Origin of the sequence: Pseudoalteromonas sp. NSLLW218 (genome assembly GCF_015864775.1) — a bacterium.
Classification (GTDB): domain Bacteria; phylum Pseudomonadota; class Gammaproteobacteria; order Enterobacterales; family Alteromonadaceae; genus Pseudoalteromonas.
In genome coordinates this window covers 78,942-104,965 of sequence record NZ_JADYWO010000010.1, presented here as the reverse complement: position 1 = coordinate 104,965, position 26,024 = coordinate 78,942, and the positions used below count along the sequence as shown (strand labels likewise).

Sequence of the window (26,024 nt, the reverse complement as noted above, 5' to 3'; positions counted from 1 at the left end):
AGTGTCGTGGGTACAAATATAAGGGGAATTGTGAAGGTGCCACTTAGACAATTCAAGTGGCACTATTGCACTATTATTGTGCGCTGGCGCGCACAACTGCTAGGTGTTTAGCAAAGTCCTCAGCATTTAAAAAGCCCGTTACGCGCTGCGTACTAAGCTCTTGTCCTTGAGTATTAAAAAACAAAATACTAGGTAAACCAAACACTGTGTACTCTTCCATTAGCTCAATTGTTTTATTATCACTTTCAGTTAGATCAATTTGAATAAGCTGATAATGGCTAAACTCACTTTGCACTTTGGCATCAGGAAAGGTGTAATGTTCAAACTCTTTACACGCCACACACCAGTCGGCATATAAATCGACCATAACCAGTCGACCTTCATCGTTTGCTTGTGCAACTGCTTCTTTTAGTTCTGCTAAATCAGCAACCTGTTTAAACTCATTATTTTGTGAGCTTACCTGTACTGTTTGTACTTGTACCGGCCAAAAGTAGTTTTTAGTTAACGTAAAGCCTGTAATAACTAATAGAGTTGCAGCAAACCATAATGCAGTTTTTAACTTGCTTTGTGTTTGGCTACTTTGCCAATGATGTAAGTACAGTGCTGTTGCTAATGCAAGCACACCTGCCATTAATAATATAATGTCGGCGCTCACTAGTCGCTCAAGTAATATAAGCGGCACTATTAACATCACAAACCCAAACAAGGTTTTAACTTGCTCCATCCAACCACCTGCTTTAGGCAGCAATTTACCGCCAGATGTACCAAGTAATAACAGTGGTAACCCCATACCTAAACTAAGCACGTATAGTGTTAAACCACCTACTAGGTAATCACCACTTTGCGCTACAAATAAGAGCGCCGCCGACAGTGGCGCCGTAGTACAAGGTGATGCTATTAATCCCGAAAGTACACCCATTAAAAATACGCCAACGTAGTTGCCGCCTTTTTGGTTGTTACTTACTTGGGTTAGCTTGCTCATCATACTGCTTGGCAGTTTAATTTCGTACCAACCAAACATCGACATAGCCAATAATACAAACAACAAACTAAAGCTGATTAACACAAATGGATGCTGTAAATATCCCTGCACTTGCCCACCAAGAGCAGCAACAACTAAACCAAGCGCTGCATAGGTAACTGCCATGCCTTGTATATATACAAACGATAACGCGAAGGCTTTTTTAGTTGAAAGGTTTTGCTGACCCGCAATTAAACTCGACAAAATAGGAAACATAGGAAATACGCACGGCGTAAAAGCAAGGCCTACACCAACAGCAAAAAATATGAGTAAATTAGTTATTAAGCTCTGACTTGCTAATTGCTCAGTAAAAGTAAGCTCTTTTTTGGTGTCATCTAAATTTGTTGTAGGCTCAGTAGTTGGCTCGTTGAGTGCTGCAAACGTATTTGCTGCGATTGCCGTTTCATCGGTAGCGCTATTTTGATCTACATTTTTAATCTGTGCGCCACTAATAACACTAAGTGGAATGCTAATTACCTCTGGCGGATAACAAAGCCCTGCTTTTGCACAGCCCTGATAGCGAACTTTAACAACCGCTCCCTCAGTGATATTACTTAACTTACTAACAACGCTCGCGGTATTAAAAAAGACTTCTGTTTTACCAAAAAATTCATCTTCAATAATTTCGCCACTACCAGAGTCACCTACTTGGATGTTTGCGCCCTTGGCAATGATTTCTATTTTCTTTTTATATAAATAATAGTCTGGCGCTATATCCCAACCTACAAACAAGGTGCTGCCTTGCTGGTCAAAATCAAATACAAACGCTTGGTCTACAGGTAAAAAAGAGTGTTGAGGAGGCCCAAGTAGATCACCAAACACATTATTAGTCGCAGCCTTTGCAGGTACGGTTAATAATGTAACCAACAATAAAAAGAAAAAACGCATTAATTCAGTACCTCGTCCATCCAATTAAAATACGCCAAATTTCCCGTAGAAACTTCTAAAACCTGAATCTCTGGCACTTCGTAGCTATGTAGCTCTTTTATTGTTAGAAACACATCGTTCATTTTGTCTGATTTCGTTTTTATAAGTAGCTTGGCTTCAGTTGCTTCTGCCACTTCGCCTTCCCACATATAAATAGAGCCCATGTTAGGTAAAATATTTACACAAGCAGCCAGCTTTTTTTCTACCAACGCCCTTGCAAGTGTGCGCGCTTCTGCTTCGTCTTTGCAGGTCGTAAAAATCATTTTAAAATGCGTAGTCATTATGAACCTATTCTTATTGGACAGTGTCTAGCCTCATAGTATCTGATAGCCGATACAATGTGTAGACGCTAAAATATCAGTAAAATGACGATACCTATGCCCTAACCTTGAAAAGAGACCTCGTCACCCTCATTTATATTTCATCAACTCTTTTGAGTGTCATTATTTAGAGAGCGCTATGTTTAGATTTTTATTTGTGTTGTTTATTATCATCCCTATTATCGAAATCGCTTTGCTGATTCAAGTAAGCGACGTGATTGGCGGATTTGCAACAATTGCACTTGTGGTTATTACTGCGATTTTAGGTGCCAAAATGGTTAAAACACAGGGTATGGGTGCGCTGCAAAACGTACAAGCGCAAATGGCGCAAGGGCAAATGCCAGCCAAAGAATTATTTACCGGAATATGCGTTGTAATTGCAGGTGTATTACTCCTTACTCCTGGCATTATGACTGACGTATTTGGGCTACTATTATTAACCCCTGCAATTCGTAACAAACTGGCTGCAGGCCTTGCTAGCCAAGCAACTGTTAGAATGAGCGCTGGCATGCAACAAGGGCCATCGCCGTTTGCCGGGCAGCAACATGCTGAACGAGAGCAAGGGCAAATGGAACGACCAACCACTATTGATGGTGAATATGAGAGAAAAGATTAAAAATTTATCGTTTTTTCTCTTGGAATTTTTCACTCTACCCCCATTAATGAATGCAAATTAGAAAAGCTTTTTTCTGTACTGTTCAGAAACTGTTAGGAGAACTAAAAAACATGAACATTCGTCCTTTACAAGATCGCGTAATCGTTAAACGTCTAGAAGAAGAAACAAAATCTGCTGGCGGTATTGTATTAACTGGCTCTGCAGCTGAAAAATCAACTCGCGGAGAAGTTGTAGCCGTAGGTAATGGTCGCGTTTTAGAAAACGGTGACGTGAGAGCGTTAGAAGTTAAAGCCGGTGACACTGTGTTATTTGGCTCATATGTTGAAAAAGTTGAAAAGATCGAAGGTCAAGAGTACCTGATCATGCGTGAAGATAATATTTTAGGCATTGTAGGCTAAACCTACTTTTCGTTTATAAACATTTAAGAATTTAGAGGAATTTAAAACATGGCAGCAAAAGAAGTACTTTTTGCAGGTGACGCACGCGCTAAAATGCTAACTGGCGTAAACATCCTGGCAAACGCAGTAAAAGTTACATTAGGTCCTAAAGGCCGTAACGTTGTACTAGATAAATCATTTGGCTCACCAGTTATCACTAAAGATGGTGTATCTGTTGCAAAAGAAATCGAACTTGAAGACAAGTTTGAAAACATGGGCGCACAAATGGTTAAAGAAGTTGCATCTAAAGCAAATGATGCAGCCGGCGATGGTACAACTACCGCTACAGTACTTGCACAGTCTATTGTTAATGAAGGCCTTAAAGCTGTTGCAGCGGGTATGAACCCAATGGATCTTAAGCGCGGCATCGACAAAGCAGTTATTGCTGCTGTTGCAGAGCTTAAAGCGTTATCTGTTCCTTGTTCTGATACTAAAGCAATTGCACAAGTAGGTACTATTTCAGCTAACTCTGATAAAGAGATTGGCGACATCATTGCACAAGCAATGGAAAAAGTAGGCCGTAACAGTGGTGTTATTACTGTAGAAGAAGGTCAATCACTTGAAAACGAACTAGATGTTGTTGAAGGCATGCAGTTTGACCGTGGTTACTTATCTCCTTACTTTATCAACAGCCCAGAAAAAGGCACCGTTGAACTAGATAACCCATTTATTCTACTTGTAGATAAAAAAATATCTAACATCCGCGAATTATTACCAACATTAGAAGCGGTTGCTAAAGCAAGTAAACCACTACTAATCATCGCAGAAGACCTTGAAGGCGAAGCACTAGCTACATTAGTAGTTAATAACATGCGCGGTATTGTTAAAGTATCAGCTGTTAAAGCACCTGGTTTTGGCGACCGTCGTAAAGCAATGCTACAAGATATCGCTGTATTAACTGGCGGTACTGTTATTTCTGAAGAAATCGGCTTAGAGCTTGAAAAAGCAACAGTTGAAGACCTAGGTACAGCTAAGCGCGTAATTATCACTAAAGATGATACAACAATCATTGATGGTGCGGGTGAAGAAGCGGGTATTACTGGTCGTGTTTCTCAAATTAAAGCACAAATTGAAGAAGCAACATCAGACTACGATAAAGAAAAACTTCAAGAGCGCATGGCTAAACTAGCTGGCGGTGTTGCAGTAATCAAAGTAGGTGCTGCTACTGAAATCGAAATGAAAGAGAAAAAAGACCGCGTTGAAGATGCATTAAATGCAACTCGTGCAGCGGTTGAAGAAGGCGTAGTACCTGGTGGCGGTGTTGCACTTGTACGTGCAGCTAGCAAGCTGGTTGATTTAGTTGGCGACAACGAAGATCAAAACCACGGTATTAAAGTTGCACTTCGTGCGATGGAAGCACCACTTCGTCAAATCGTAACTAACGCTGGCGAAGAAGCATCTGTTGTAATTAACGCAGTTAAAGGCGGCGACGGTAACTTTGGTTACAATGCAGCTACTGGTGAATACAACGACATGATTGAAATGGGTATCCTAGATCCAACTAAAGTAACACGCTCTGCATTACAATTTGCAGGGTCTATTGCGGGTCTAATGATCACTACTGAAGCAATGGTAGCAGAAATCCCGAAAGATGAAGCTGGTGCACCTGATATGGGTGGCATGGGCGGAATGGGTGGTATGGGCGGCATGATGTAATCATCATAAACCATACTAACCATTGATTTATAAGGGTTTATCCACTCTGCGTAGAGACGTATGTAGAGACATGGATAAACCCTTTTGTATATTAAGGTATACACCTGCCCTACTTTACTACTCTGCCTAGTAAATAAAACTATTTCTTCAGACTCTCTTTTAAATTATTTAGATTAGCTCACTACATATATGTTGTGGGTACTAAAGCACTCTTACGATTGCGTCGCTCCATGTTTTTAAAACAACGTTCAGTTGAAAAGCTGAATCTTATGTAATACTTTAATGATTCATGAAAGACAAACACACATCTACACACTTGCAAGGAAGCTAAATGAAATATCTACTTTTACTGAGCATACTGATTTTATCTGGCTGCATGTCAATACCAAGTACTGAGTCTATGGCGACAAGTATGTTTAACATACCTTCCTCTGGATATTCAGAGTTTGATGGAGCTAAGCATATTCGTATGAGCAATATGGGATGTATTAATATTAGATTTGAGCTTTACCAAGACACGCTCAAAGCAGAAAAAGGTATTGTTCTTTTGAAAGCAGGGACGAATACAATTACAAATATAGGTAATGATTCATAACTAAACTTTAGGTTGGATGATGGCGTACATAGCTTCTCAGCCTCAAGCCTCTTAACAGAGCATGAGACCACACAGTTCAAATACGGAATCACAAGTAACTTTTCATATAAAACTTATATTGTCCCAGAAAAGTTTATAAGGAAAATAGCTAATTCAGATACTTTTATAGCTAAAGTAAATCTTTTAAATAACACCTATCTCGAAGGTAAATGCTCAACCTTAACCCTTAAAGAAGCAAGGGAGATGAACCAACACTCAGACATACAGATAACCCAAGAGACACTTGATATATCTAACAAAATAGTAGCAATAACAGGCTTCCGTAAATTTGTAGAGATGATGGATTCAACAAGCTGGTAATTCAGCCAAACTAAAAATTGTATGAAGTATTTAATATAGGCATCTAAAAGCTTCATCTATCACTATTACACTTTGGAGTATCATTGTGATTCTATATGCAACGCTGAGAGGTAAGCTTCAGACACTCATTACTAAGTACGTCTGCGAGGTATAGAACATAAAGGGGGGATGGCAGGGATACTAGATGGTATCTGTGATTGCGTCGTACCATGCCGTTAAAAAAATATGGGTGCTTGGAAATTTCAATTTTTAATTATCAGTGCACCACTTCGCTAGGCAATTACTTAAAGCTAAATCGCGGCATCACTACAGCAACTTAGCTTATATTTATTGAGAGCACCCAGTTAAATTAATAGAAGTAGTCATACTCATGCGTAAACATAACTAGGTCCTTACGGATAACGAACCACTTCTCAGACTTAACTAGAGCACCAAAACCGTTCTTAGCTCTGAAAGAGCAACTAACTAACCAACCATACTGCCCTTTATAGACATCACCGCATTTTTCCATCTCAAGGCTATTAGGATCATTTAAGATACCTTCTAAATAATTGGTTATAACTGGGTAACCTATGAAAGGGTAATTCGAAGGAGGCTCACCTAACGAAGCTATCGCTTCAGCCTTCTCACTTTCACTTAAATACCCTATATACTCTTTGGCAGGTTCGTATACTTCATCTATTTCATCATAAAGTTGCTTTATTTCTGAGTCGCCAGTAACTAAGTACTTCTCTGTACTCAATAAGGCAGCCTTTAAGTCCCTATCAGATACCTTATTTTTAATATCTTGAATTACAGACTCTCTATTATTGTTGAAGAAAGTTATATTTTTCTTATCTTCTTCTTTTTGACGCTGTTTAAACGACGCCATATACTCATCAACTTCTTGACGCCCTTGATAGACATCCGCTACGCCAGATAGAAAAAAAGCAGTTAAACATATTATAACCCTGTGTTTGGTGCTGACTTTTATCTTAGTAGCCCTGTGGGTGATATACCTAACTGGCGGCAGCAAAAATAAACCACATATAAGTGAGAAAACACCAGATAATGGATTTATAGTAAGTGCAACTAGACCTATACATACAAAAAATGTACCTAATAGGCTATTAACGACTAGAAAAAATATTTTCATCTACATTCCTTTGTTTTGATAATGATATATAAGCCTTCAACTATAACTAATCTATGCCTGTGTTATCAACTTAATAGCATTGGATTAGTCAAAACACTGCTCGATCAAAAAAGAAGCTTCATATTATAGACCTGTCGACTTACCGCTATACTCAATTGAGCACAGTCAAAGTGTACGTTCATCATTAATGGCAATTGTGTTCATTTTAAGTTGCTTTAGATTAAGTGTACGTATATTGTAATAACATTTAAGACTTAAAGTGAACACTTTCCAAGGAATAAATATGAGTGGTAAACAAATCGGGTATATTCGTGTTTCGACAATCGAACAAAATACTGAACGACAATTAAATGAAATTCCACTGGATGAAACGTTCACTGATAAGTGTAGTGGTAAAGATACAAACCGACCCGCTTTGAAGGAGCTTATAAAGTTTGTAAGAAAGGACGATACAGTTCATGTGCATGACATAAGCCGAATGGCTCGTAATACCGAAAACCTTCTTATGCTTGTTAAAGAGTTAACAGATAAAGGCGTAAAACTTATATTTCACAAAGAATCACTAACATTCACTGGCGAAGACAATCCGATGCAGCAACTAATGCTGACTATGTTAGGTGGTATTTATCAATTCGAGCGTTCTATGATGCTTGAGCGTCAACGTGAAGGCATAGCGATAGCCAAGCTAAAAGGGAAATATAAAGGTAAACCAGTCAATATCGAATTAAATGAAAATATCCGCACACTTGCCAATACAGGCATTAACAAATCTCAAATAGCTAAACAGCTCAACTGCTCTCGTACAACCGTTTATAAGGCTTTGTCTAACTAGTTTGTGAAGTTACTCCCAATTTACTTAGCTTTACTATCAGGTAATAACTTTCTGTTAAATTAACAGTTGTATAGCTGGCTACTATAAAAATTCAAAATCACCTACTGAAACGATATTGAATATTGATGCAAAACAAACTATTGTATTGATACTGAATTTTAGAGGTGATTATTATGATTTCAGGTATAAATGGCGGTAATTGCATTCTTAGCTCTATGGCTAAAATTAGAGTTGAAAGCAACATGATTAACAAAGCTGAAGTTATTGGCAGTAAAGGTTCATTCCACATTGTTTTTCATGGTTCTGTGGCAGAGTGGAAAGGCGAGCCAATCGTTTTAAGTAGCTCAAGACAACCTTATGAACCAAGAATATTCAAAAGCATCGATGGCGCAATTTCTGAGTTGATTAGAATCGGGTTAACCGAAGCATCCGTAAAAATTACCAATAGCGATAGCTAAACAAAATATAGAGAATTAAAAAATGAATAATAACTCCAGCACAGAAGTATCAAATTTATCGAGTTTTATATGGAACGTTGCCGACAGCTTATGGGGTGATTTCACACATTCAGATTTTGACAGGATTATCCTACCTCTCCTTTTACTTCGCAGATTGGAATGTATTCTAGAGCCAACAAAAGAAACGGTTTTAGCGGAATACGAAAACGAAAAAGATTCAGGTATCGATTTAGATTTATTGCTACCAGAATATTCAGGTTTACCGTTTTTTAATACCAGTACATACACGCTTGAAACATTAGGTAGCACCAACACTAAATCTAACTTAGAACAATACGTCAGTCACTTTTCAGCAAACGTAAGAAAGATATTTGAAGAGTACAACTTCATCAATACTATTGCTGAATTAGATAACGCCAAGTTACTTTATTTTATCGTTAGCAAATTTGCCATTTTAGATTTAACGCGTGAAACAGTATCTGACCGAGTTATGTCTAACACCTACGAGCAATTAATCCGTGACTTTGCCGCATCGGTTAATCAAAAAGCTGGTGAATTTATGTCACCAAGAGATGCGGTTCATTTAACAACACTGCTGGTATTAAACCAAGACACTGAAATATTTACTGAATCAGGTGTTATCAGAACTATTTACGATCCAACTTGTGGTACTGGCGGCTTCCTTTTTGATGCCATTGACGAAATTAAAAATACGGGTTCTACCGCTAAAATTGTGCCATACGGACAAGAATTGAACCCAAAAACCCATGCAATGGCATTAACATCGATGTTGATTCAAGGGTATGACACCGACAACATTAAGCAAGGTAATACGCTTTCTGAAGATCACCTTAGTGGTAATAAATTTCATTATGGCTTTGCTAACCCTCCATTTGGTATTAAATGGGAGAAAGTAAAAAAACAAATAGTCACAGAACATGAAACATTAGGATATGCAGGTCGTTTTGGCGCAGGTTTACCAAGAGTAAGTGATGGTTCGATGCTCTTTTTAATGCATTTAGTGTCTAAAATGGAGTCACCTGAAAATGGTGGTGGGCGCATAGGTATCATTCTTTCAGGTTCACCGCTATTTACTGGTGATGCTGGCTCTGGTGAGTCTGAAATTAGGCGTTGGTTATTAGAAAACGATTATGTTGAAGCAATTTTAGCATTACCAAATGATATGTTTTTTAACACGGGTATTGGCACTTACATATGGATTTTATCGAATAAGAAAGCCAAAGAACGTAAAAATAAAGTTCAGTTAATAAATTTAACCGACACATGGACACCAATGCGTAAATCTGAAGGTAGTAAGCGTAAAGAGATTTCTCGTGAACAGATGAAGAAAATCGTTATTGAATATGATTTGTTCGAAAGTGCCAACTCTAAAAACACCAAAATATTAAAAACTACAGATTTTGCTTACCGGAAAATTGCAATTAAACGTCCATTACGTGCAAAAATTGTTTTATCTGAGGCTAAAATAGCTGAATTACCTGAATTAAAAGCATTTCAAAAACTAAACAGTATTCAACAAAATGCTTGGTTAGAATATTTTAACAATAACCTTGGTGAGAATGAATACGAATATTTATTTGAAGCTATAAAAATTAATAACAACAAAAATGATTTTGGTAAAACAGCAAAAGCATTGGCTACCGCATTTACTAATCACTTTATGATACGTGATGAGAATTGTGATCCAGTATTGGATACCAAAGGCAATGTAGTACCAGATAGCGCACTCAATGATAATGAAACAGTTCCTTTTGATAAAAATATTGAAGATTATTTTAATGAAGAAGTACTGCCACACGTATCAGATGCATTTATAGATTATTCAGTACGGGATTCGAAAGATGGCGAAGTTGGTATTGTTGGTTATGACATTAATTTTAACCGCTATTTCTACGAATATACTCCACCACGATCATTAAATAATATTGATACTGACTTGAAAGCAAGTGAAGCCCGTATTCAAATACTTCTTGAAGAGGTAGCTGAATAATGCATTGTTATCCTGAATATATCGAGTCAAATGAGGGATGGATTGGTAAAGTTCCGATTACATGGAAAAGATCTCGATTTAAGTTTCTAGTGACAGAAAAACCTAAAAAATCCAACATGCAATTACAATGTGGATCTATTAGTTTTGGCAAGGTTGTGTTTAAAAAATCTAATAAGTTAACTGAAGAAACTAAACTTGCGTATCAAGAAGTATTAACTGGTGAGTTCCTAATTAACCCTTTGAACTTAAATTACGATCTTAAAAGCTTGAGAACAGCTTTATCGGATAAAGATGTTATCGTTAGTTCAGGCTATATTGTGCTAAATTCTAATGAAAAAACAGTTCATTCATACTTAAAGTGGCTTTTGTATACTTTTGATATTAGACATATGAAAACGCTAGGGGCTGGTATACGTCAGACAATTACAAGCAAAGATATAGGTAACTGCTATGCATATATACCGACTATTGCTGAACAAACGTGCATAGGTGATTTTTTAGAAACTGAAACCACCCGTATAGACCATCTAATTTCCGAAAAAGAAAACTTCATCAAATTACTTCAAGAAAAACGACAAGCGTTGATTTCTCATTCGGTAACTAAAGGGCTAAATAACAACGTTAAGATGAAAGACTCTGGAGTAGATTATCTTGAATATGTACCTGAACATTGGGTTGTAAAAAAAATAAAATTCAACGTAATAAAGATAGAACAAGGCTGGAGTCCTCAATGCGAAAGTTATCCTGTTTCTGATGATATATCATGGGGAGTGGTGAAGGTAGGTTGTGTAAACAAGGGAGTTTTTAATCCATTGCAGAATAAAAAACTACCAGATGAGTTAGAAGCGAAACCTCAGTTCGCAATAAAAAAAGACGAACTTCTTGTTTCAAGAGCAAATGCAAAAGAATGGGTTGGCAGCGCTGCCGTACCTCAACAAGACTATCCGAACCTTATTTTATGTGACAAAATTTATCGAATAAAATTGAATAAAAAAATTGCAGACCCTAATTTTATTGCGTACTTCCTAGGTACTGAAAGAGCACGTCAACAAATAGAAATTGATGCCTCTGGTACTAGTAGCTCAATGCTGAATATTGGACAAGGAACTATATTGAACATGGAAATTGCCCAACCTAATTTAGAGGAACAACAATATATTGTTGAAAGTTTAAGGATTCGCACAAAAAAAATTGAAAGCCTAGTGAAAGAAGCAAATAAATCCATTGAGTTACTAAAGGAACACCGTATTGCCTTAATCAGCGAAGCAGTAACAGGAAAAATCGATGTCAGGGAGGAGTTATAATGGCAGCACATCATGAGGTTCATTTAGAAACCTATATCACCAAAAAGTTAGTTGAGAATGGCTGGAAAGAAGGCACATCTAATAAATATGATAAAGAACGTGCTTTATATACTGAAGATGTTGCTAAGTGGGTAAAAACGTCTCAGCCTGAAGCATGGGAAAAGCTTGAAAAGCTCAACGGAGCCAGAGCCGAAACAGTACTTGTAGACAGAGTAGCTAAGTCACTTGAAAGCAAAACGCTTGGTACGATGAAGGTATTGCGTGAAGGTATTCAAATAGCAGGTGCAGGTAAAATTTTATTGAGCCAAAAAGCCCCTGAAGACAATCGAAATCCGAAAGAAGTAAAAAAATATAACGCAAATATTTTACGAGTTGTTCGCCAATTAAAGTACTGCCCTACTCGTGAGTGGGAAATTGATTTAGTCTTTTTCATAAACGGTATTCCTGTCGCTACCGTTGAGTTAAAGACTGACTTTACTCAATCTATTGATGATGCGGTTAAACAATACAAAGAAGATAGATTACCTGTCATTAACGGTAGAGCAGAGCCACTATTAACCTTTAAACGTGGTGCTGTTGTTCATTTTGCTATGTCTGATAGTGAAATTAAAATGACCACGAGATTAAGCGGTGAAAGTACCTTTTTCTTACCGTTTAATAAAGGTAACAATGGTTATGCTGGTAATCCAACGAGAGATGATGGTGAATATCCTGTCGCTTATTTTTGGGAAGAAATTTGCAAAAAAGATAGCTGGTTAAGAATATTTCATAGTTTTGTTTATATTGAATCTTCTGAAAAAGTTGATAAACATGGCGTGCCTAAGCTCAAAGAAGTTCAAATTTTCCCACGCTATCACCAGCTCAGAGCAGTAAATAAAATGATTGCTGATGCCAAAGTTAAGGGAGCTGGTCAGCAATATTTATGTGAGCACAGTGCTGGTTCAGGTAAAACAAGTACTATAGCTTGGACAGCCCATGATTTAACTCGGCTTAGAAATGAAGAAGGCAAAGCGCACTTTAATTCAGTGATTGTTGTTACTGATAGAACAGTACTAGATGCGCAACTTCAAGATGCTATTCAACAGATCGATCATCAATTTGGCATGATTGAAGCGATTGATAAAAAGAAAACCAGCAAACCTAAAAGTAAGCAATTAGCCGAAGCTTTGCTAAATGGTACTCCAATCATCATAGTTACCATTCAAACGTTCCCGTTTGCTATGGAATCTATCATTACAGAAAAGTCACTTAAAGATAGAAACTTTGCTGTAATTATTGATGAAGCACACACATCACAAACAGGTAGTACAGCACAAGGGCTAAGAGCTGCATTGTCATTAGACTCTAAAGATAATTTAGATAACATGTCTATTGAAGACCTGCTGTTAGAAGTTCAACGTTCAAGGGTTCGACCTAACAATATTAGTCATTTTGCATTTACTGCGACCCCTAAGCACAGTACGTTTACATTGTTTGGTCGTCCTGAAGACGAAAACGAGCCTGTTTCTGATACAAACAAGCCTCAATCTTTTGATAAATACACTCAACGTCAAGCTATTGAAGAAGGGTTTATTTTAGATGTATTGGAAAATTACACTCCATATAAAACCGCTTTTAAACTTGCGAGTACACTTGAATTAGATGACAAGCGTGTAGATAAAAAAATGGCTCGTAGATCATTAGCTCGATGGCAGTCATTACACCCAACGAATCCATCACAAAAAATTGAGTTTATTGTTAAGCATTTTAAAGAAAATGTGATGCATTTACTTAACGGTGAAGCAAAAGCGATGGTTGTAACAAGTGGCAGACCACAAGCCGTTAAATACAAGATGGCATTTGATGCTTATCTCAAAAAGAATAACCTGCAAGGTATAAAAGCTTTGGTGGCTTTTTCTGGCAAAGTTAAAGGTACTGAGTTAGGTGATGATGATGGTTCTTATGGTATTGATGAAGAGGCGGAATATAGCGAAATTAACATGAACCCTGACATTGGTAACACAGACCTCAGACATGCCTTTGAAGAACCACAATATAAAGTCATGCTGGTCGCTTCTAAGTTCCAAACAGGCTTTAATCAACCTAAATTGGTTGCGATGTACCTAGATAAAAAAATAAGTGGTGTAGAAGCCGTACAGACACTTTCACGATTAAACAGGACGTATCCTGGTAAAGACACAACTTATGTTATCGACTTCGCTAATGAGCCTGAAACCATTCTTCAAGCGTTTAAAGATTATGATGAAGGTGCAACGTTAGCCAATGTTCAAGACACGAATGTAGTTTATGACATGCAAGTTATTCTTGATAACGCTGATATTTACAACTTTCAAGATTTAGAAAAATTCAAAAATGTTAATGTTAGTTTGTTAAAAACAACATCTTCATCAGAGCAAGTTCACCGTAAATTGTACTCTGCAACGCAACGTCCTACGGATGTTTTTAATAGTAAGCTAAAGATATTAACTCAAGCAATAAATGAGTGGGAAGCTAAATACAACGCTGCCCATAAAGCAAATGACGAAAAAGCAATGAAAGTGTTTGACACGCAACGCTCTGAATACACCAAACAACGTGAGGGTTTGATGCGCTTTAAGTCTGACCTTGCTCGTTTTGTTAAGGTTTATAGTTATATTGCTCAATTAATCGAACTGGAAGATCCTAATTTAGAGAACTTCGCTAACTTCGGTAAACTGTTATCTAAAAGACTCAACGGTGTAGCTCAAGATCAAGTGGACTTAACTGCTTTAGTATTAAAAGGTTATAAGATCAGTAAATTAGATCAGCCTGATGAAACTAAAAGCGGAACACTTACTGGCATTAAAGCTAATGAGCATGATGCAACTGATAGAGAAAAAGAGTTCCTTAGTCAGATCGTGGTGCGCATGAATAATCTGTTTGGTGATATTTCAGATGCAACAGGACAACAACATTTTACCTCTCACATCGTTAATATAACTAAAAGTGACGCACGTGTTATCGACCAAGTTGAGAGCAACACCAAAATTCAAGCTTTGCATGGCGACCTACCAAGAACAATTCGAAGCGCGACAGTGGAAGCAATGAAATCTCATGGTGATCTTGCGAGGATATTACTTAAAGATAGCCAAAATATGGAGGCGTTTTCTAGCTTAGTTTACGACATAATAAAGCATGAAAATACTACTACCATTGATTTACAGCTAAACAAGTCTGTTGACGACAATACTTCACCTATCGACTTTCTTCAAAAAGAAATAAATTTTTCAGAAGAAGTTATGCTATTTGATAGCGCTATTGAAGATGAATTTTTGGAAGATCCAAGAAATATTCCTGTATGGTTTGGTACAAATCGTAAACTTAACGAAAATAATGGCGAAGTGTCATTTGGTAGTTGGGACAAAGTTACAACGCATGGAAAATGTTTGGTGAATATACCTGAAGGACACAAACCGGGTTCGATAGGCTCTGCATGGTGGATTCGGCTTTTTAAAGGTGATGACAGACTGAGAGTACTGTCTGTTAAACCAATTGCTAGTGAGAAGTACTGGGATGAATTGAAGAAGTCAATGGAAGAAGAGAATTCAAATGCAGAAAAAGAGGCATTGTTTTTCTTACATGGGTACAACGTCTCTTTCAACGATGCAGCAATACGCACGGCTCAACTTTCCTATGACTTGAAAATATCTCCTGCGATATTCTTTAGTTGGCCTTCAGATGCAGAAATTAGCTCTTACAATGCAGATGAAGCAACCATTGAAGCCTCTTACGAAGCTATTATTCAATTTGTGAAACAACTCGACATAGCTTCTATAGAGACAGGAACGACCCTTCATATTATGGCTCACAGTATGGGTAATAGAGCTATTCTTAAAAGCCTCGAAAAGCTTTCTAGTGATATTAAGAATGGTGAAAGCACGGCTATAGATAAGTTGGTATTTGCTGCCCCAGACGTTGATACAAGAGTATTCATGCAATCGATGGACAAGATTGAAAATATTAAAAGTCATAAAACTCTATATATATCTCAAAGAGATAAGGCTGTTTGGTTGTCTAAGACAATTCACAAAAACCATAGAGCTGGTTTAATGCCCCCAGTAACTGTCTTAGATGGAATAGATACAATAGATTCCACAGCGGTTGACGATACATTTTTGGGACATAGTTATGTTGACTCAGTAAGGGCTTTATTAACTGATTTATCAAGTCTTATTAAAGCTAGTTTGATGCCCAAAGACAGAGTTGGTCTTGAAAAGGCAGAAACTGAAGATGGGGAAGAGTATTGGAGAATTCGGTAACACTTATATCGCATGTTTATAACACGGGTCTAATGCAAATATGATGCTTAATTAGCCTCAGGACAGAAGGTGATGGATTGACAACTGACTGTAACGCTCAAATAAGCCTGAAGGGCACAAAGAAGGGTATCTTTTGCTTTTTGGTTTTTTTATTGTTTAAAATCAACCCTTTAATATTTTTAGGCGGCATGATGTAATAAACATCACCGTTTAAGCACCTCGCTTATATAAAAAACCAGCTTCGGCTGGTTTTTTGCTTTTTGGTATAAAAATCATTGATATTGTTCAATTTATACCCATACCTAAGTTACGTATAACTCAGATTTATATTAAATGGATTTATTAAGTAATAACACAATATTCATCTTCTTTGTTTTTGTTGTCCTTGTGACTGGGTTATTTTCATTCGTAGTTTGGGTTATGCTCAAAATGGTCACGTGGGGTAAAAGTATGTCTAAGGGGGCTTATTTATTTTTAGCATTCTTTCCGCTTATTTCTATTATTCCTATCCCACCACCTACCTACGAGAATGTTCAAAAAGCAAAACAAGAACAAAGAAAACGCAAAGAAGACTCAGGTGATCCACTCGACGACGATGAGGACGAACTCACAAGTTAATTAAAATTACACACTACGGGCATATACCCTGCGTAAACGTTTACTAATCTGATATAAAACACATTTATTTAAGAGTACGGAGTAAACTAAGCATGACTAACGTTCAACAGCATATCGGCAGCATTGCATTAGTTGTTAAGGACTACGACGAGGCCATTGAGTTTTATGCTCAAAAGCTCAACTTTGAGTTAGTAGAGGATACTAACTTAGAAGATGGTAAACGCTGGGTGTTAATTTCACCTCCAAATTCAAACGGGGCTAGTTCAAACGGGGCTAATTCAAACGAAACTAATTCGAGCAGGACTAATCTGCTGCTTGCTAAAGCCACAACGCCCGAACAGATGAGTGCTATTGGTAATCAAACAGGTGGTCGCGTATTTTTATTTTTGCATACCAATGACTTTTGGCGAGATTATAATTTAATGCTTTCTAAAGGCGTTACATTTAACGAAGAACCTCGAGTAGAACCCTATGGCACCGTAGTGGTTTTTGAAGATTTATATGGTACAAAATGGGATCTACTACAGCTTAATAATCAGTGAGATAAAATGCTGTTAAATATAAAAGCAAAATTTTTATTAAGCGCAGGAGTTATCGCATCTGCAGCGGCTGTATGGCATTTACTTTGTATATGGGGTGGCACTAGTTGGTTTATATTTGCTCGCGCTCCAATACAAATAATAGAATCATCACAGCAAGGTACATTCCTTGCGCCTTTAGGTAGTATTGTAATAGCTGGACTCATGTTTGCATGTACTGTATTTGCCTTATCAGCAATTGGTTTAGTGCGTAACATAGTACTTACTAGAACCGCTTTAATTGCTATTGCAACTTTGTGTATCATACGAAGTACGATAATTATCCCCGCATTAATACGAGCCGATACGTGGAATATTATAGCGAGCAGTGTTTGGCTTTATGTGGGTGTATGCTTTTTAGTGGGTGCAATAACGTTCCACAATTTAAAACCGAACACTAATAGTTGAGTGACGCTTAAACTCACGTCTCTTTATTAACTAACTCTCTTACAATTGCGAATAAATCACTGGGTAGCATGCCCCTTTGCCCATCTCGCTCACTTGCGATATCACCGGCTTTAGCGTGCAGTGTTACACCATAGCGTGCTGCTTCATCAATATTTAAACCTTGAGCAAGTAATGCACCAATAATACCGGTAAGTACATCGCCACTGCCGCCAACGGCCAATGCCGGGTTGCCATCTTCACATACCCACGTTTGCTCAGCATTATCTATTAATGTTCCAGCCCCTTTTAATACAAAGGTCGCGTTATAGCGTTTAGCGCAAAGGCGAGCATAATTAAAACGATCAGATTCGATTTCGCTGGTGCTCACACTCAACAGTCGAGAGGCTTCGCCGGGATGTGGAGTAAGTACGCATTGCTCTAACGTGTATGATGAAGCTTTCTTAGCCAGTAAATTAAGGGCATCTGCATCTATAACCAACGGCATTTTATTGTTTTGGCAATATTGCATTACTTCATCGAATGTTTGCTGTGCCCATTCGTCTTGCCCAAGCCCTGGGCCAATAACAACGCAGCTTGCCCACTCTAGTGCTTGATGTAAGTTATTACTGCTTACCATAAGTTCTGGTCTGCCAATGCTAATAGGCGTTATTGAGCTTTCGTGTGTATACACTCTTACCATGCCAGCACCCGTTCTAAGTGCTGCTTCACTACTTAACCTAATCGCACCTGCAGTACCTTGATTGCCACCAACACATAAAAGTTTACCATGGCTTCCTTTGTGACTATTGATTGCTCGCGTGGCTATTCCTTTAAAGCTATTGAAATTGACAAGGGTTCCTGAAGATTGCGCTATACAAGTAAATGCATCGCCAATTGCTAAATCATCAAATACTAACTTACCGCTATATTGTTTACCTGCTGTCGTTGTGAGCCCTTGCTTTATACCCACAAAGGTAACGGTTGAAGTTGCTTGTACAGCGCACCCCAAAGGCTGCCCTGTATTAGCCTCAATGCCTGATGGAATATCAATGCTTATTACGGGCTTACCACTGTTATTTACAGCCTTAATTATATTCGCAAAGTTATCACGCACTGCGCTTTTAAGCCCAGTACCAAGGAGAGCATCAATAACTATATCGTACTCATTAAGGGCATCTTTTGTAAAATGAGAAACTTCCCCACCCGCTTCAATCCATAACTGCTGCGCTTTTGCTGCATCACCGGTTAATACTTTATTAGGCTCAGCTGCGCATACTGTTACCTTTTTACCTGATTGCATAATAAGCCTAGCTACAACGTAACCGTCTCCAGCGTTGTTACCATGGCCAACAATGACTAATGTATGCGGTGCATCAAATAACTGCCATTGCTTATATACAGCCTCGCCTGCACGCTGCATTAGGGTAAATAAATCACAATGACTATTTTTAGCCGCTAAAGCTTCATTGTCTCTTACTTGTTGTGCGGTAAATAAGGTTTTATTAAGCATAAAGGCTCCTTTACTAGGTGATACTTCACCTTATCAAATACTTATATCTAGCGGCTAGTTCTGTTGATAATTTTAAACTGCAATTTTATTTAAAGTCTAACACTCCCACTTCAACTTAGGCATGGCTCACTTGAACACGTCTAACTTGAGCAAGGTGAGCTAATTAAAGTACAATGCAGTTAATTAAAGGCTTGGCTTACTTGTAACCTAGGCCTGTTTATTTTTAGGTAGAGAAAAAAATGGCACAAACTCGCGGTAACTTATTTATTTTGTCAGCCCCTTCTGGTGCTGGTAAATCAAGCTTAATCAATGCGTTATTAAAAAAACACGCTGACATGAAAGTATCTGTATCACATACAACTCGCGCCCCTCGCCCAGGTGAAGAAAATGGCGTGCATTATCACTTTGTATCTACAGACGAATTTAAAGCGCTTATTGCCAAAGATGACTTTTTTGAATGGGCTCAAGTATTCGATAATTACTACGGCACATCAAAGCAGGCTATTGAGTCGCAGCTTGATGCGGGTATTGATGTGTTTTTAGATATTGATTGGCAAGGCGCTCAGCAAGTGCGCAAAATTATGCCAAGCGTACAAACTATTTTTATTCTACCGCCTTCAAAAGAAGAATTAGAGCAACGCTTAAATAACCGTGGCCAAGATTCGGCTGAAGTTATTGCCTCTCGTATGGCAAAAGCACAATCTGAAACATCACATTATAACGAATACGACTTTGTAATTGTTAATGATGACTTTGAGAGCGCACTTGCCGACATAGAAACAATTGTAATGGCTCAGCGCTTAACGCTAAAAACCCAAGAAGATCGTCATCAAGTTTTACTAAATAGTCTGCTTAAATAATTTAAGCCTACTTAAATTAGGCTTAGGCAAGTAAAACTGATAAAAATTGAACACTGGCTATTGGCGAAAGTGGCTCCTTGGAGTAAACTACGCCTTTGCTTTTAAATTATTTTTGGAGTGCTGTGATGGCCCGCGTAACAGTTGAAGATGCAGTAGATGCAGTTGGTAATCGTTTTGACTTAATTTTAGTTGCGGCTCGTCGTGCCCGCCAAATTGCTGTTGGTGGTAAAACTCCACTAGTAGACCCTGAAAACGATAAGCCAACGGTAGTTGCTTTACGTGAAATTGAATTAGGTTTAGTTGATAGCTCTTCAATGGACTTAATTGACCGTGAAGAACAACAACACCAAGAAGCAGCAGAATTAGCTGCTGTTGCTGCCATTGTTGGTGGCAACCAATAATCGACCTCCCGGTCTGATTTAGCCAACGGCGCAGTATTTCCACTATAGCCGTTGGCAATCCTTTCATTTCATCGTATATTCGTAACTTACCTAATTTGCTTCACTAGGGCTGTCTATCTTTCGAGGTTAAATTTGCAGTAGTATGCTTGCATAAATGCCAAACATGAGCTGCCCAAAGGGTTCTGCCTAGGGGCAATTTACTCTTTGTTGCTCGATTTTTACTTAGCCCGCTAGGCTAAAAACCTCGCGCCGCGATTAAATCGCCCTTAGATTGAACAAATTTTAATCCTGAAAGGTCAACAGGCCCTAGAACATTGGAGTGTGAATGTATCTTTTTGAAGGTCTTAAAAAGAAAATTTCAGAATACTTGCCCGCTGCTGATGTAGAGCTGGTTCAAAAATCTTACGTGGTAGCCCGAGAGGCCCATGAAGGACAAACTCGCTCAAGTGGCGAACCTTATATTACTCATCCTGTTGAAGTAACCCAAATTCTTGCAGGCATGCATCTTGACCATGAAACGCTCATGGCCGCGCTAATGCACGATGTAATTGAAGATACTGATTTTAGCCAACAAGATTTAGCCGAAATTTTTGGCGAAACAGTGGCAGAACTCGTTGAAGGTGTAAGTAAGCTCGATAAACTTAGCTTTAAAGATAAAAAAGAATTCCAAGCCGAAAACTACCGTAAAATGATTATGGCAATGACTCAGGATATTCGAGTTATTTTAATCAAGCTTGCTGATAGAACACACAATATGCGTACCTTAGGGGCACTGCGCCCAGATAAGCGCCGCAGAATAGCACGTGAAACGCTTGAAATTTACGCGCCAATAGCAAACCGTTTAGGTATCCACGATATTAAAAATGAGCTTGAAGACTTAGGTTTTCAAGCTTTATATCCTATGCGTCATCGCGCACTTAAATCTGAAGTAGCAAAAGCACGTGGTAATCGCAAAGAAGTTATCACTAATATCCAACACGAAATAGAAGCACGTCTTGAAGAGTCAGGCATTAAAGCGACTGTGTCAGGCCGTGAGAAACATTTATATAGTATTTATAAAAAAATGCTTAATAAGGAACTGCTATTTAACGAAGTTATGGATATTTACGCGTTTAGAATTGCAGTTGATTCTATGGATACGTGTTATCGCGTATTAGGTGTGGCTCATAGTCTTTATAAGCCTATAGAAACACGCTTTAAAGATTATATTGCAGTACCAAAAACTAACGGTTACCAATCGCTTCATACTTCATTAGTTGGCCCACACGGAATACCTGTTGAGATTCAGATTCGTACTCACGATATGGATCAGATGGCCGACAAAGGTGTAGCGGCGCACTGGATGTATAAAAAATCAGGTGATGGTGCAGGTAATACTTCGCAGCAACGTGCTCGCCAATGGATGCAAAGCTTATTAGAGCTTCAGCAAAGTGCGGGTTCATCGTTTGAATTTATTGAAAATGTAAAAACTGAGCTATTCCCAGAAGAAATTTACGTATTTACACCTGATGGTCGTATTGTTGAGCTACCAATGGGCGCTACCGCAGTCGATTTTGCGTATGCAGTTCATACTGATGTAGGCAACACTTGTGTAGGCGCACGCGTTAATCGCAAGCCACATCCTTTAAGTAGGCCGTTAGATACAGGGCAAACCATAGAGATAATAACAAGCTCAGGTGCCCACCCTAATGCAACATGGCTAAACTTTATTGTTACTGGTAAAGCACGTTTGGGTGTTCGTAATTACCTTAGAAGCCAGCATCATGAAGAAGCTATGCTTTTAGGGCGTCGTTTGCTTGATTCCGCATTAGGCGAAAACAAACTAGATAGTATTGCTGATGAAAATATAGCGAGAGTACTTGAAGAACACGAACTCTCCACAGTTTTAGAGTTGTTGGTAGAAATTGGCTCTGGTAACTTAATGAGCATGTTAATTGCCAAGCGCTTATTGCAAAATGACAATGACGATTTAACTGATATAACAAACCAAGCCAAAGCGACCATTATTGGTACTGAAGGCATGTTAGTGAATTACTCTAAGTGCTGCCGACCTGTACCAGGTGATGCCATTACAGCTCACATAAGCCAAGGTAAAGGCCTGACTGTTCACCGCCAAGAGTGTAAAAACATTCGTGGTTGGGAAAATGAGCGCTCTAAATACTTAGTTGTAAAATGGGACGATAGCCCAGAAAAAGAATATATTGCAGCTCTGAGAGTTGAAATTATTAACCATCAAGGCGCGTTAGCTAAGCTAACCAATGTTGTTGCTACAACCCAAGCCAATATTGTAGAAATTGCCACTGATGAAAAAGAAAGTAATTTATACGTGATAGATTTAGGGGTTACCGTTAAAAACCGTATCCACGTTGCCAACATTATGCGCCGCATTCGCGTTATGCCTGATGTGCAAAAAGTCTATCGTAAAAAATAAAATAGGAAACACATGAATAAAGCATTTATCTCTACCGACAAAGCACCTGCAGCTATTGGCACTTACAGCCAAGCAGTTAAAGTAGGTACCGCTGTTTATTTATCTGGTCAAATTCCATTAGTTCCAGAAACGATGGAAATGATTTCAGAAGACTTTAGCGAACAAACGCATCAAGTATTTAAAAATATTACTGCGGTATGCGAAGAAGCAGGCGGAAAAATCCAAGACTTAGTTAAAATCAATATTTACCTAACAGATCTATCTAACTTCGCCACTGTAAATGAAGTAATGAGCCAATACTTTAAACAACCTTACCCAGCGAGAGCTGCATTAGGTGTTCGTGCACTCCCAAAAGGTGCACAAGTTGAAATAGACGGAATAATGGAATTACCTTCTACCAATTAAGTATTACAGGCTATAGAGCTTCTCTATAGCCTTTATTTTCTCGCTCCGCACTTCGTTTTCTCTGACTTCTTGACTCAAATGTAAATTTCTAGCAATCTGTAGTTGTGTTTTAAAAAACAAACTTAACTTAAGTAGTAAAAAAGGATTAACTCGTGTTTAAGCTTGCCAACAATGGAAATGTTTTACTTGATGTAAAAGAACATATTCCTCCCAGCGCTGCATTTATTTTAGAGGCTCTCGAAAAGTCAGCTTTTTGCGACTGTAAAATAGATCATGACGCTATTAATGATTTTTTTAAAAACGAAAACACACAACAAACTTTGGTTGTAGCAACAAAACACAATGCCACTTTAAATGTAACAATTAGCGACGATAAAATGCTGGCTATTGGCGAGCTAACGCTTGCCCAAGGTGGAAAGTTATTAAGCTTAGAAGATGCAAAAAAACAACTCGTTAAAGCAGGTATTGTGCGTGGCTATAAACAAGCATTTTTAGAACAGCTGCTGCAAAAACAATCTGAACACTCTGCAGGATCTGTAGTTAAGGGGATATTAGCTAAAGGTAGGCTCCCAAGCGATGGTTTAGCCACTAAACTAATAACAACGGTAGAAACTTTAAAAGATCGTTTAAAAGCGCCCAAACTCAAAGAAGACGGCAGTGTGGACATGCGCGACTTTGGCAAGCTTGCAAGCGTAGAGCCTGGCTCTGTGCTTATTCGCCAACAACCAGCAACTCCCGGTAAAGAAGGATTTACCGTAATAGGTGACATACTGCCTGCAAAACCCGGAGAAAATAAACAACTAGTAGCTGGCGAAGGCACTGAAATATCAAAAATGAATCCGCTTGAGTTAGTCTCTACTATTGCAGGTGTTCCGGTTGAAATTAATAATGGCATGCGTGTCGACGATATTTTTACCATTTCAGATGTAAATGTAAAAAGCGGCCATATTGACTTTCAAGGCAGTGTTATTGTTACTCGCAATATAGACCCAGGGATGAAAGTAACTGCCAAAGGCGATATTACTATATTTGGCACGGTTGAATCTGGCGAGCTTACCGCAGGCGGAAACATCACTGTTAAACAAGGTATTATTGGCCATCAAAAAGTGGATAGTAAATCACTTTCTTGCAAACTAATTGCGCTGGGTGATATTCATGTATCTCACTCACAGTATTGCTACCTCGATGCGAATAATATTTTTATTGATCGCCAAACAAGCCATTGTGTAATGAAAGCTAAGCGCTTACTGCAAGTAGGCCAACCAGACTTACCTAAGGGTAAAATATTTGGTGGCGAAATACTTGATGCAACAACTCTCATTGCTGGCGAAATAGGGAATGAATCAGGCGCTAAAATGATTATTAACCTAGCGGCTTCGGGCGCCGAAATAACAGCGGATACTGATAATTGCTTTAAAGACTTAGCTAAAACAGATGCACAATTAGATACGCTTCAAGCAGCGCTAGAAAAAACTGATTTAGTGAAGGATGCCGAAAAGAAAAAAATATTAATCACCAAAATTGGCGCTACTCAAAAACATTATTGTGAGCAAGCAGAGCTATTAGAAAAACGTCTTTCAAACTTAGATCACGACTTGCACGATTTACTTAGCGACGCTAATTTAGCGGTAAATTCTGTTTTGCATTCAGGTGTAGAAATTCATATTTTTGATAAAGTGCTAAAAACAATCCGTAATTACCCTCCGTGCAACGTTAAACTTTTGAATAACAAAATTGAAATAGAGTTTAAAACAAGCTAAGAACAGAGTGCTCTATTGAGCACTCAAATTAATTCATATTTTAAAGTAAACCACTTACCTCAACATGTGTTTGCTGCGGCCATACACCCACTTGTACTTGACCAATATGCTGCTTTTGTAGCAATAGCATCGCTAAGCGCGACTGTCCTATTCCACCGCCAATTGTTTGCGGGAATTTACTTTGTAGTAGCGCTTTATGCCAATCAAACTCTAAACGGTCTTCATCTCCAGTTGTACTTAACTGTGCTTTTAAAACTTCAGGGCTTACACGTATACCCATTGATGATATTTCAAATGCATCTTCAAGCACTGGGTTCCATACTAAAATATCGCCATTTAAACCCATGTATTGATCGCATGTTGGTGTAGACCAATCATCGTAATCTGGGGCTCTTACATCATGGATTTTGCCATCTCCAAGCGCGCCACCAATACCAATTAAAAATACAGCACCATATTCTTGTGCAATGGCTTTTTCGCGTTGCTTAGCACTAAAGTCAGGATACATTTTACGTAGTTCTTCACTGTGCACAAACTTAATATCGTCCGGTAAAAAAGGCGTTAAACCATAAGATGCACTTGCAAAAGCTTCCGTCTCTTTTATCCCTTTATAAATAGACTGAACAGTTTGCTTTAGTGTTGCCAGCGAACGCTCTGTCGTTTCGCTAATTACTTTTTCCCAATCCCACTGATCAACATATACAGAATGAATAGGACTTAATGAATCTTCATCTGGGCGCAAGGCCTTCATTTGAGTGTAAATACCCTCACCAATACTAAAGCCATAAGTAGCCAGTGTTTTACGTTTCCACTTAGCCAGTGAATGCACAACTTCGTAGCGGCTATCTCTAATCGCTTTCACATTTACAGCAACTGCGTTTTCATGGCCGCTTAAGTTATCTTGCGTGCCATCGCCCACTTTAGCCAAAATTGGGGCTTGAACCTCAACCAGCCCAAGTTGGGTTTCTAGTTGTTGTGAAAAAAATTGCTTAACTTTACTTATTTGCTGCTGTTGCTGCACATAGTGTGAACTCATAATAATTGGCCTCATTCCCAGTTATTGTTACTTGCTTAATTGATAAAAAGCGCTCTAACTAGCGCCCTTAATGAAGTTAATGTAACGAT

The 26,024-nt window shown here is 38.4% G+C and carries 22 protein-coding genes; 17 read left to right on the top strand and 5 right to left on the bottom strand.

The features are described from left to right. Window positions 1-73: 73 nt before the first annotated feature. Entirely contained in the window at window positions 74-1,909 is a 1,836-nt protein-coding gene (locus tag I6E80_RS15900; protein ID WP_197185947.1) for a protein-disulfide reductase DsbD, read from the bottom strand. Beyond that, a complete protein-coding gene (cutA, locus tag I6E80_RS15895) occupies window positions 1,909-2,229 on the bottom strand; it encodes a divalent-cation tolerance protein CutA (RefSeq protein WP_007580036.1) in 321 nt (106 codons plus the stop codon). Before cutA ends, I6E80_RS15900 begins: the two co-directional genes overlap by 1 nt. A gap of 178 nt (window positions 2,230-2,407) precedes the next feature. On the opposite strand from cutA, the gene I6E80_RS15890 reads away from it, so the two are divergent. From I6E80_RS15890 to I6E80_RS15875, 4 genes are all read left to right on the top strand, one after another. Continuing rightward, a complete protein-coding gene (locus I6E80_RS15890) occupies window positions 2,408-2,884 on the top strand; it encodes an FxsA family protein (protein WP_007580034.1) in 477 nt (158 codons plus the stop codon). Between the two features lie 110 nt (window positions 2,885-2,994). Further along, a complete protein-coding gene (locus I6E80_RS15885; protein ID WP_007580032.1) occupies window positions 2,995-3,282 on the top strand; it encodes a co-chaperone GroES in 288 nt (95 codons plus the stop codon). Between the two features lie 48 nt (window positions 3,283-3,330). Continuing rightward, window positions 3,331-4,977, top strand: coding sequence for a chaperonin GroEL (gene groL / locus I6E80_RS15880; RefSeq protein ID WP_076925777.1), 1,647 nt, complete (start codon window positions 3,331-3,333; stop codon window positions 4,975-4,977). A gap of 331 nt (window positions 4,978-5,308) precedes the next feature. Next, complete coding sequence (locus I6E80_RS15875; RefSeq protein ID WP_197185946.1) at window positions 5,309-5,572, top strand: hypothetical protein; 264 nt, start codon at window positions 5,309-5,311, stop codon at window positions 5,570-5,572. Window positions 5,573-6,281: 709 nt separating this feature from the next. On the opposite strand, the gene I6E80_RS15870 is transcribed toward I6E80_RS15875, so the two are convergent. Continuing rightward, on the bottom strand, window positions 6,282-7,067 hold the full coding sequence (locus tag I6E80_RS15870; protein ID WP_197185945.1) for a hypothetical protein: 786 nt from the start codon (window positions 7,065-7,067) through the stop codon (window positions 6,282-6,284). Window positions 7,068-7,350: 283 nt separating this feature from the next. Here I6E80_RS15870 and I6E80_RS15865 point away from each other — a divergent pair, with 283 nt between their 5' ends. The 8 genes from I6E80_RS15865 to I6E80_RS15830 all read left to right on the top strand — a co-directional run bounded on the left by I6E80_RS15865 (window position 7,351) and on the right by I6E80_RS15830 (window position 17,553). Further along, window positions 7,351-7,899: a recombinase family protein gene (locus tag I6E80_RS15865; RefSeq protein WP_197185944.1), complete on the top strand. Its 549-nt coding sequence runs from the start codon at window positions 7,351-7,353 to the stop codon at window positions 7,897-7,899. 173 nt (window positions 7,900-8,072) lie between these two features. Further along, complete coding sequence (locus tag I6E80_RS15860; protein WP_197185943.1) at window positions 8,073-8,357, top strand: hypothetical protein; 285 nt, start codon at window positions 8,073-8,075, stop codon at window positions 8,355-8,357. A 22-nt stretch (window positions 8,358-8,379) separates the two neighbouring features. Next, window positions 8,380-10,368, top strand: coding sequence for an N-6 DNA methylase (locus tag I6E80_RS15855; RefSeq protein ID WP_197185942.1), 1,989 nt, complete (start codon window positions 8,380-8,382; stop codon window positions 10,366-10,368). Next, the gene (locus I6E80_RS15850; RefSeq protein ID WP_197185941.1) at window positions 10,368-11,672 is read left to right on the top strand and encodes a restriction endonuclease subunit S; all 1,305 of its coding nucleotides are present in this window, start codon (window positions 10,368-10,370) and stop codon (window positions 11,670-11,672) included. The genes I6E80_RS15855 and I6E80_RS15850 overlap by 1 nt, the downstream gene beginning before the upstream one ends. Further along, a complete protein-coding gene (locus I6E80_RS15845) occupies window positions 11,672-15,949 on the top strand; it encodes an alpha/beta hydrolase (protein WP_197185940.1) in 4,278 nt (1,425 codons plus the stop codon). Before I6E80_RS15850 ends, I6E80_RS15845 begins: the two co-directional genes overlap by 1 nt. A 450-nt stretch (window positions 15,950-16,399) precedes the next feature. Next, window positions 16,400-16,567 carry a hypothetical protein gene (locus I6E80_RS15840; RefSeq protein ID WP_171972340.1) on the top strand — a complete coding sequence of 56 codons (168 nt, stop codon included), beginning with the start codon at window positions 16,400-16,402 and terminating at the stop codon, window positions 16,565-16,567. Between the two features lie 92 nt (window positions 16,568-16,659). Then, entirely contained in the window at window positions 16,660-17,109 is a 450-nt protein-coding gene (locus I6E80_RS15835) for a VOC family protein (protein WP_197185939.1), read from the top strand. A 6-nt stretch (window positions 17,110-17,115) separates the two neighbouring features. Then, window positions 17,116-17,553, top strand: coding sequence for a hypothetical protein (locus tag I6E80_RS15830; RefSeq protein ID WP_076925779.1), 438 nt, complete (start codon window positions 17,116-17,118; stop codon window positions 17,551-17,553). Between the two features lie 13 nt (window positions 17,554-17,566). On the opposite strand, the gene I6E80_RS15825 is transcribed toward I6E80_RS15830, so the two are convergent. Beyond that, complete coding sequence (locus tag I6E80_RS15825) at window positions 17,567-19,042, bottom strand: NAD(P)H-hydrate dehydratase (RefSeq protein ID WP_197185938.1); 1,476 nt, start codon at window positions 19,040-19,042, stop codon at window positions 17,567-17,569. Between the two features lie 239 nt (window positions 19,043-19,281). Here I6E80_RS15825 and gmk point away from each other — a divergent pair, with 239 nt between their 5' ends. From gmk to I6E80_RS15800, 5 genes are all read left to right on the top strand, one after another. Next, the gene (gene gmk / locus I6E80_RS15820; RefSeq protein WP_024600051.1) at window positions 19,282-19,902 is read left to right on the top strand and encodes a guanylate kinase; all 621 of its coding nucleotides are present in this window, start codon (window positions 19,282-19,284) and stop codon (window positions 19,900-19,902) included. 125 nt (window positions 19,903-20,027) lie between these two features. Further along, window positions 20,028-20,303 (top strand): DNA-directed RNA polymerase subunit omega, encoded by a 276-nt coding sequence (rpoZ, locus tag I6E80_RS15815; protein WP_002958829.1) that lies wholly within the window; start codon window positions 20,028-20,030, stop codon window positions 20,301-20,303. A 325-nt stretch (window positions 20,304-20,628) separates the two neighbouring features. After that, window positions 20,629-22,734, top strand: a complete 2,106-nt coding sequence (gene spoT / locus I6E80_RS15810; protein WP_024600050.1) for a bifunctional GTP diphosphokinase/guanosine-3',5'-bis pyrophosphate 3'-pyrophosphohydrolase — start codon at window positions 20,629-20,631, stop codon at window positions 22,732-22,734. A 12-nt stretch (window positions 22,735-22,746) separates the two neighbouring features. Then, on the top strand, window positions 22,747-23,139 hold the full coding sequence (locus tag I6E80_RS15805) for a RidA family protein (RefSeq protein ID WP_024600049.1): 393 nt from the start codon (window positions 22,747-22,749) through the stop codon (window positions 23,137-23,139). Window positions 23,140-23,291: 152 nt separating this feature from the next. Further along, a complete protein-coding gene (locus I6E80_RS15800; RefSeq protein ID WP_076925781.1) occupies window positions 23,292-24,899 on the top strand; it encodes a DUF342 domain-containing protein in 1,608 nt (535 codons plus the stop codon). A gap of 40 nt (window positions 24,900-24,939) precedes the next feature. On the opposite strand, the gene asnA is transcribed toward I6E80_RS15800, so the two are convergent. Beyond that, window positions 24,940-25,935, bottom strand: coding sequence for an aspartate--ammonia ligase (asnA, locus tag I6E80_RS15795; protein ID WP_197185937.1), 996 nt, complete (start codon window positions 25,933-25,935; stop codon window positions 24,940-24,942). Window positions 25,936-26,024 lie beyond the last annotated feature (89 nt).

Excerpts from the sequence above, each read along its gene's own strand:
- I6E80_RS15900 (WP_197185947.1), bottom strand. The coding sequence starts at position 1,909 with ATGCGTTTTTTCTTTTTATTGTTGGTTACATTATTAACCGTACCTGCA.
- cutA (WP_007580036.1), bottom strand. The coding sequence starts at position 2,229 with ATGACTACGCATTTTAAAATGATTTTTACGACCTGCAAAGACGAAGCA.
- I6E80_RS15890 (WP_007580034.1), top strand. The coding sequence starts at position 2,408 with ATGTTTAGATTTTTATTTGTGTTGTTTATTATCATCCCTATTATCGAA.
- I6E80_RS15885 (WP_007580032.1), top strand. The coding sequence starts at position 2,995 with ATGAACATTCGTCCTTTACAAGATCGCGTAATCGTTAAACGTCTAGAA.
- groL (WP_076925777.1), top strand. The coding sequence starts at position 3,331 with ATGGCAGCAAAAGAAGTACTTTTTGCAGGTGACGCACGCGCTAAAATG.
- I6E80_RS15875 (WP_197185946.1), top strand. The coding sequence starts at position 5,309 with ATGAAATATCTACTTTTACTGAGCATACTGATTTTATCTGGCTGCATG.
- I6E80_RS15870 (WP_197185945.1), bottom strand. The coding sequence starts at position 7,067 with ATGAAAATATTTTTTCTAGTCGTTAATAGCCTATTAGGTACATTTTTT.
- I6E80_RS15865 (WP_197185944.1), top strand. The coding sequence starts at position 7,351 with ATGAGTGGTAAACAAATCGGGTATATTCGTGTTTCGACAATCGAACAA.
- I6E80_RS15860 (WP_197185943.1), top strand. The coding sequence starts at position 8,073 with ATGATTTCAGGTATAAATGGCGGTAATTGCATTCTTAGCTCTATGGCT.
- I6E80_RS15855 (WP_197185942.1), top strand. The coding sequence starts at position 8,380 with ATGAATAATAACTCCAGCACAGAAGTATCAAATTTATCGAGTTTTATA.
- I6E80_RS15850 (WP_197185941.1), top strand. The coding sequence starts at position 10,368 with ATGCATTGTTATCCTGAATATATCGAGTCAAATGAGGGATGGATTGGT.
- I6E80_RS15845 (WP_197185940.1), top strand. The coding sequence starts at position 11,672 with ATGGCAGCACATCATGAGGTTCATTTAGAAACCTATATCACCAAAAAG.
- I6E80_RS15840 (WP_171972340.1), top strand. The coding sequence starts at position 16,400 with ATGTCTAAGGGGGCTTATTTATTTTTAGCATTCTTTCCGCTTATTTCT.
- I6E80_RS15835 (WP_197185939.1), top strand. The coding sequence starts at position 16,660 with ATGACTAACGTTCAACAGCATATCGGCAGCATTGCATTAGTTGTTAAG.
- I6E80_RS15830 (WP_076925779.1), top strand. The coding sequence starts at position 17,116 with ATGCTGTTAAATATAAAAGCAAAATTTTTATTAAGCGCAGGAGTTATC.
- I6E80_RS15825 (WP_197185938.1), bottom strand. The coding sequence starts at position 19,042 with ATGCTTAATAAAACCTTATTTACCGCACAACAAGTAAGAGACAATGAA.
- gmk (WP_024600051.1), top strand. The coding sequence starts at position 19,282 with ATGGCACAAACTCGCGGTAACTTATTTATTTTGTCAGCCCCTTCTGGT.
- rpoZ (WP_002958829.1), top strand. The coding sequence starts at position 20,028 with ATGGCCCGCGTAACAGTTGAAGATGCAGTAGATGCAGTTGGTAATCGT.
- spoT (WP_024600050.1), top strand. The coding sequence starts at position 20,629 with ATGTATCTTTTTGAAGGTCTTAAAAAGAAAATTTCAGAATACTTGCCC.
- I6E80_RS15805 (WP_024600049.1), top strand. The coding sequence starts at position 22,747 with ATGAATAAAGCATTTATCTCTACCGACAAAGCACCTGCAGCTATTGGC.
- asnA (WP_197185937.1), bottom strand. The coding sequence starts at position 25,935 with ATGAGTTCACACTATGTGCAGCAACAGCAGCAAATAAGTAAAGTTAAG.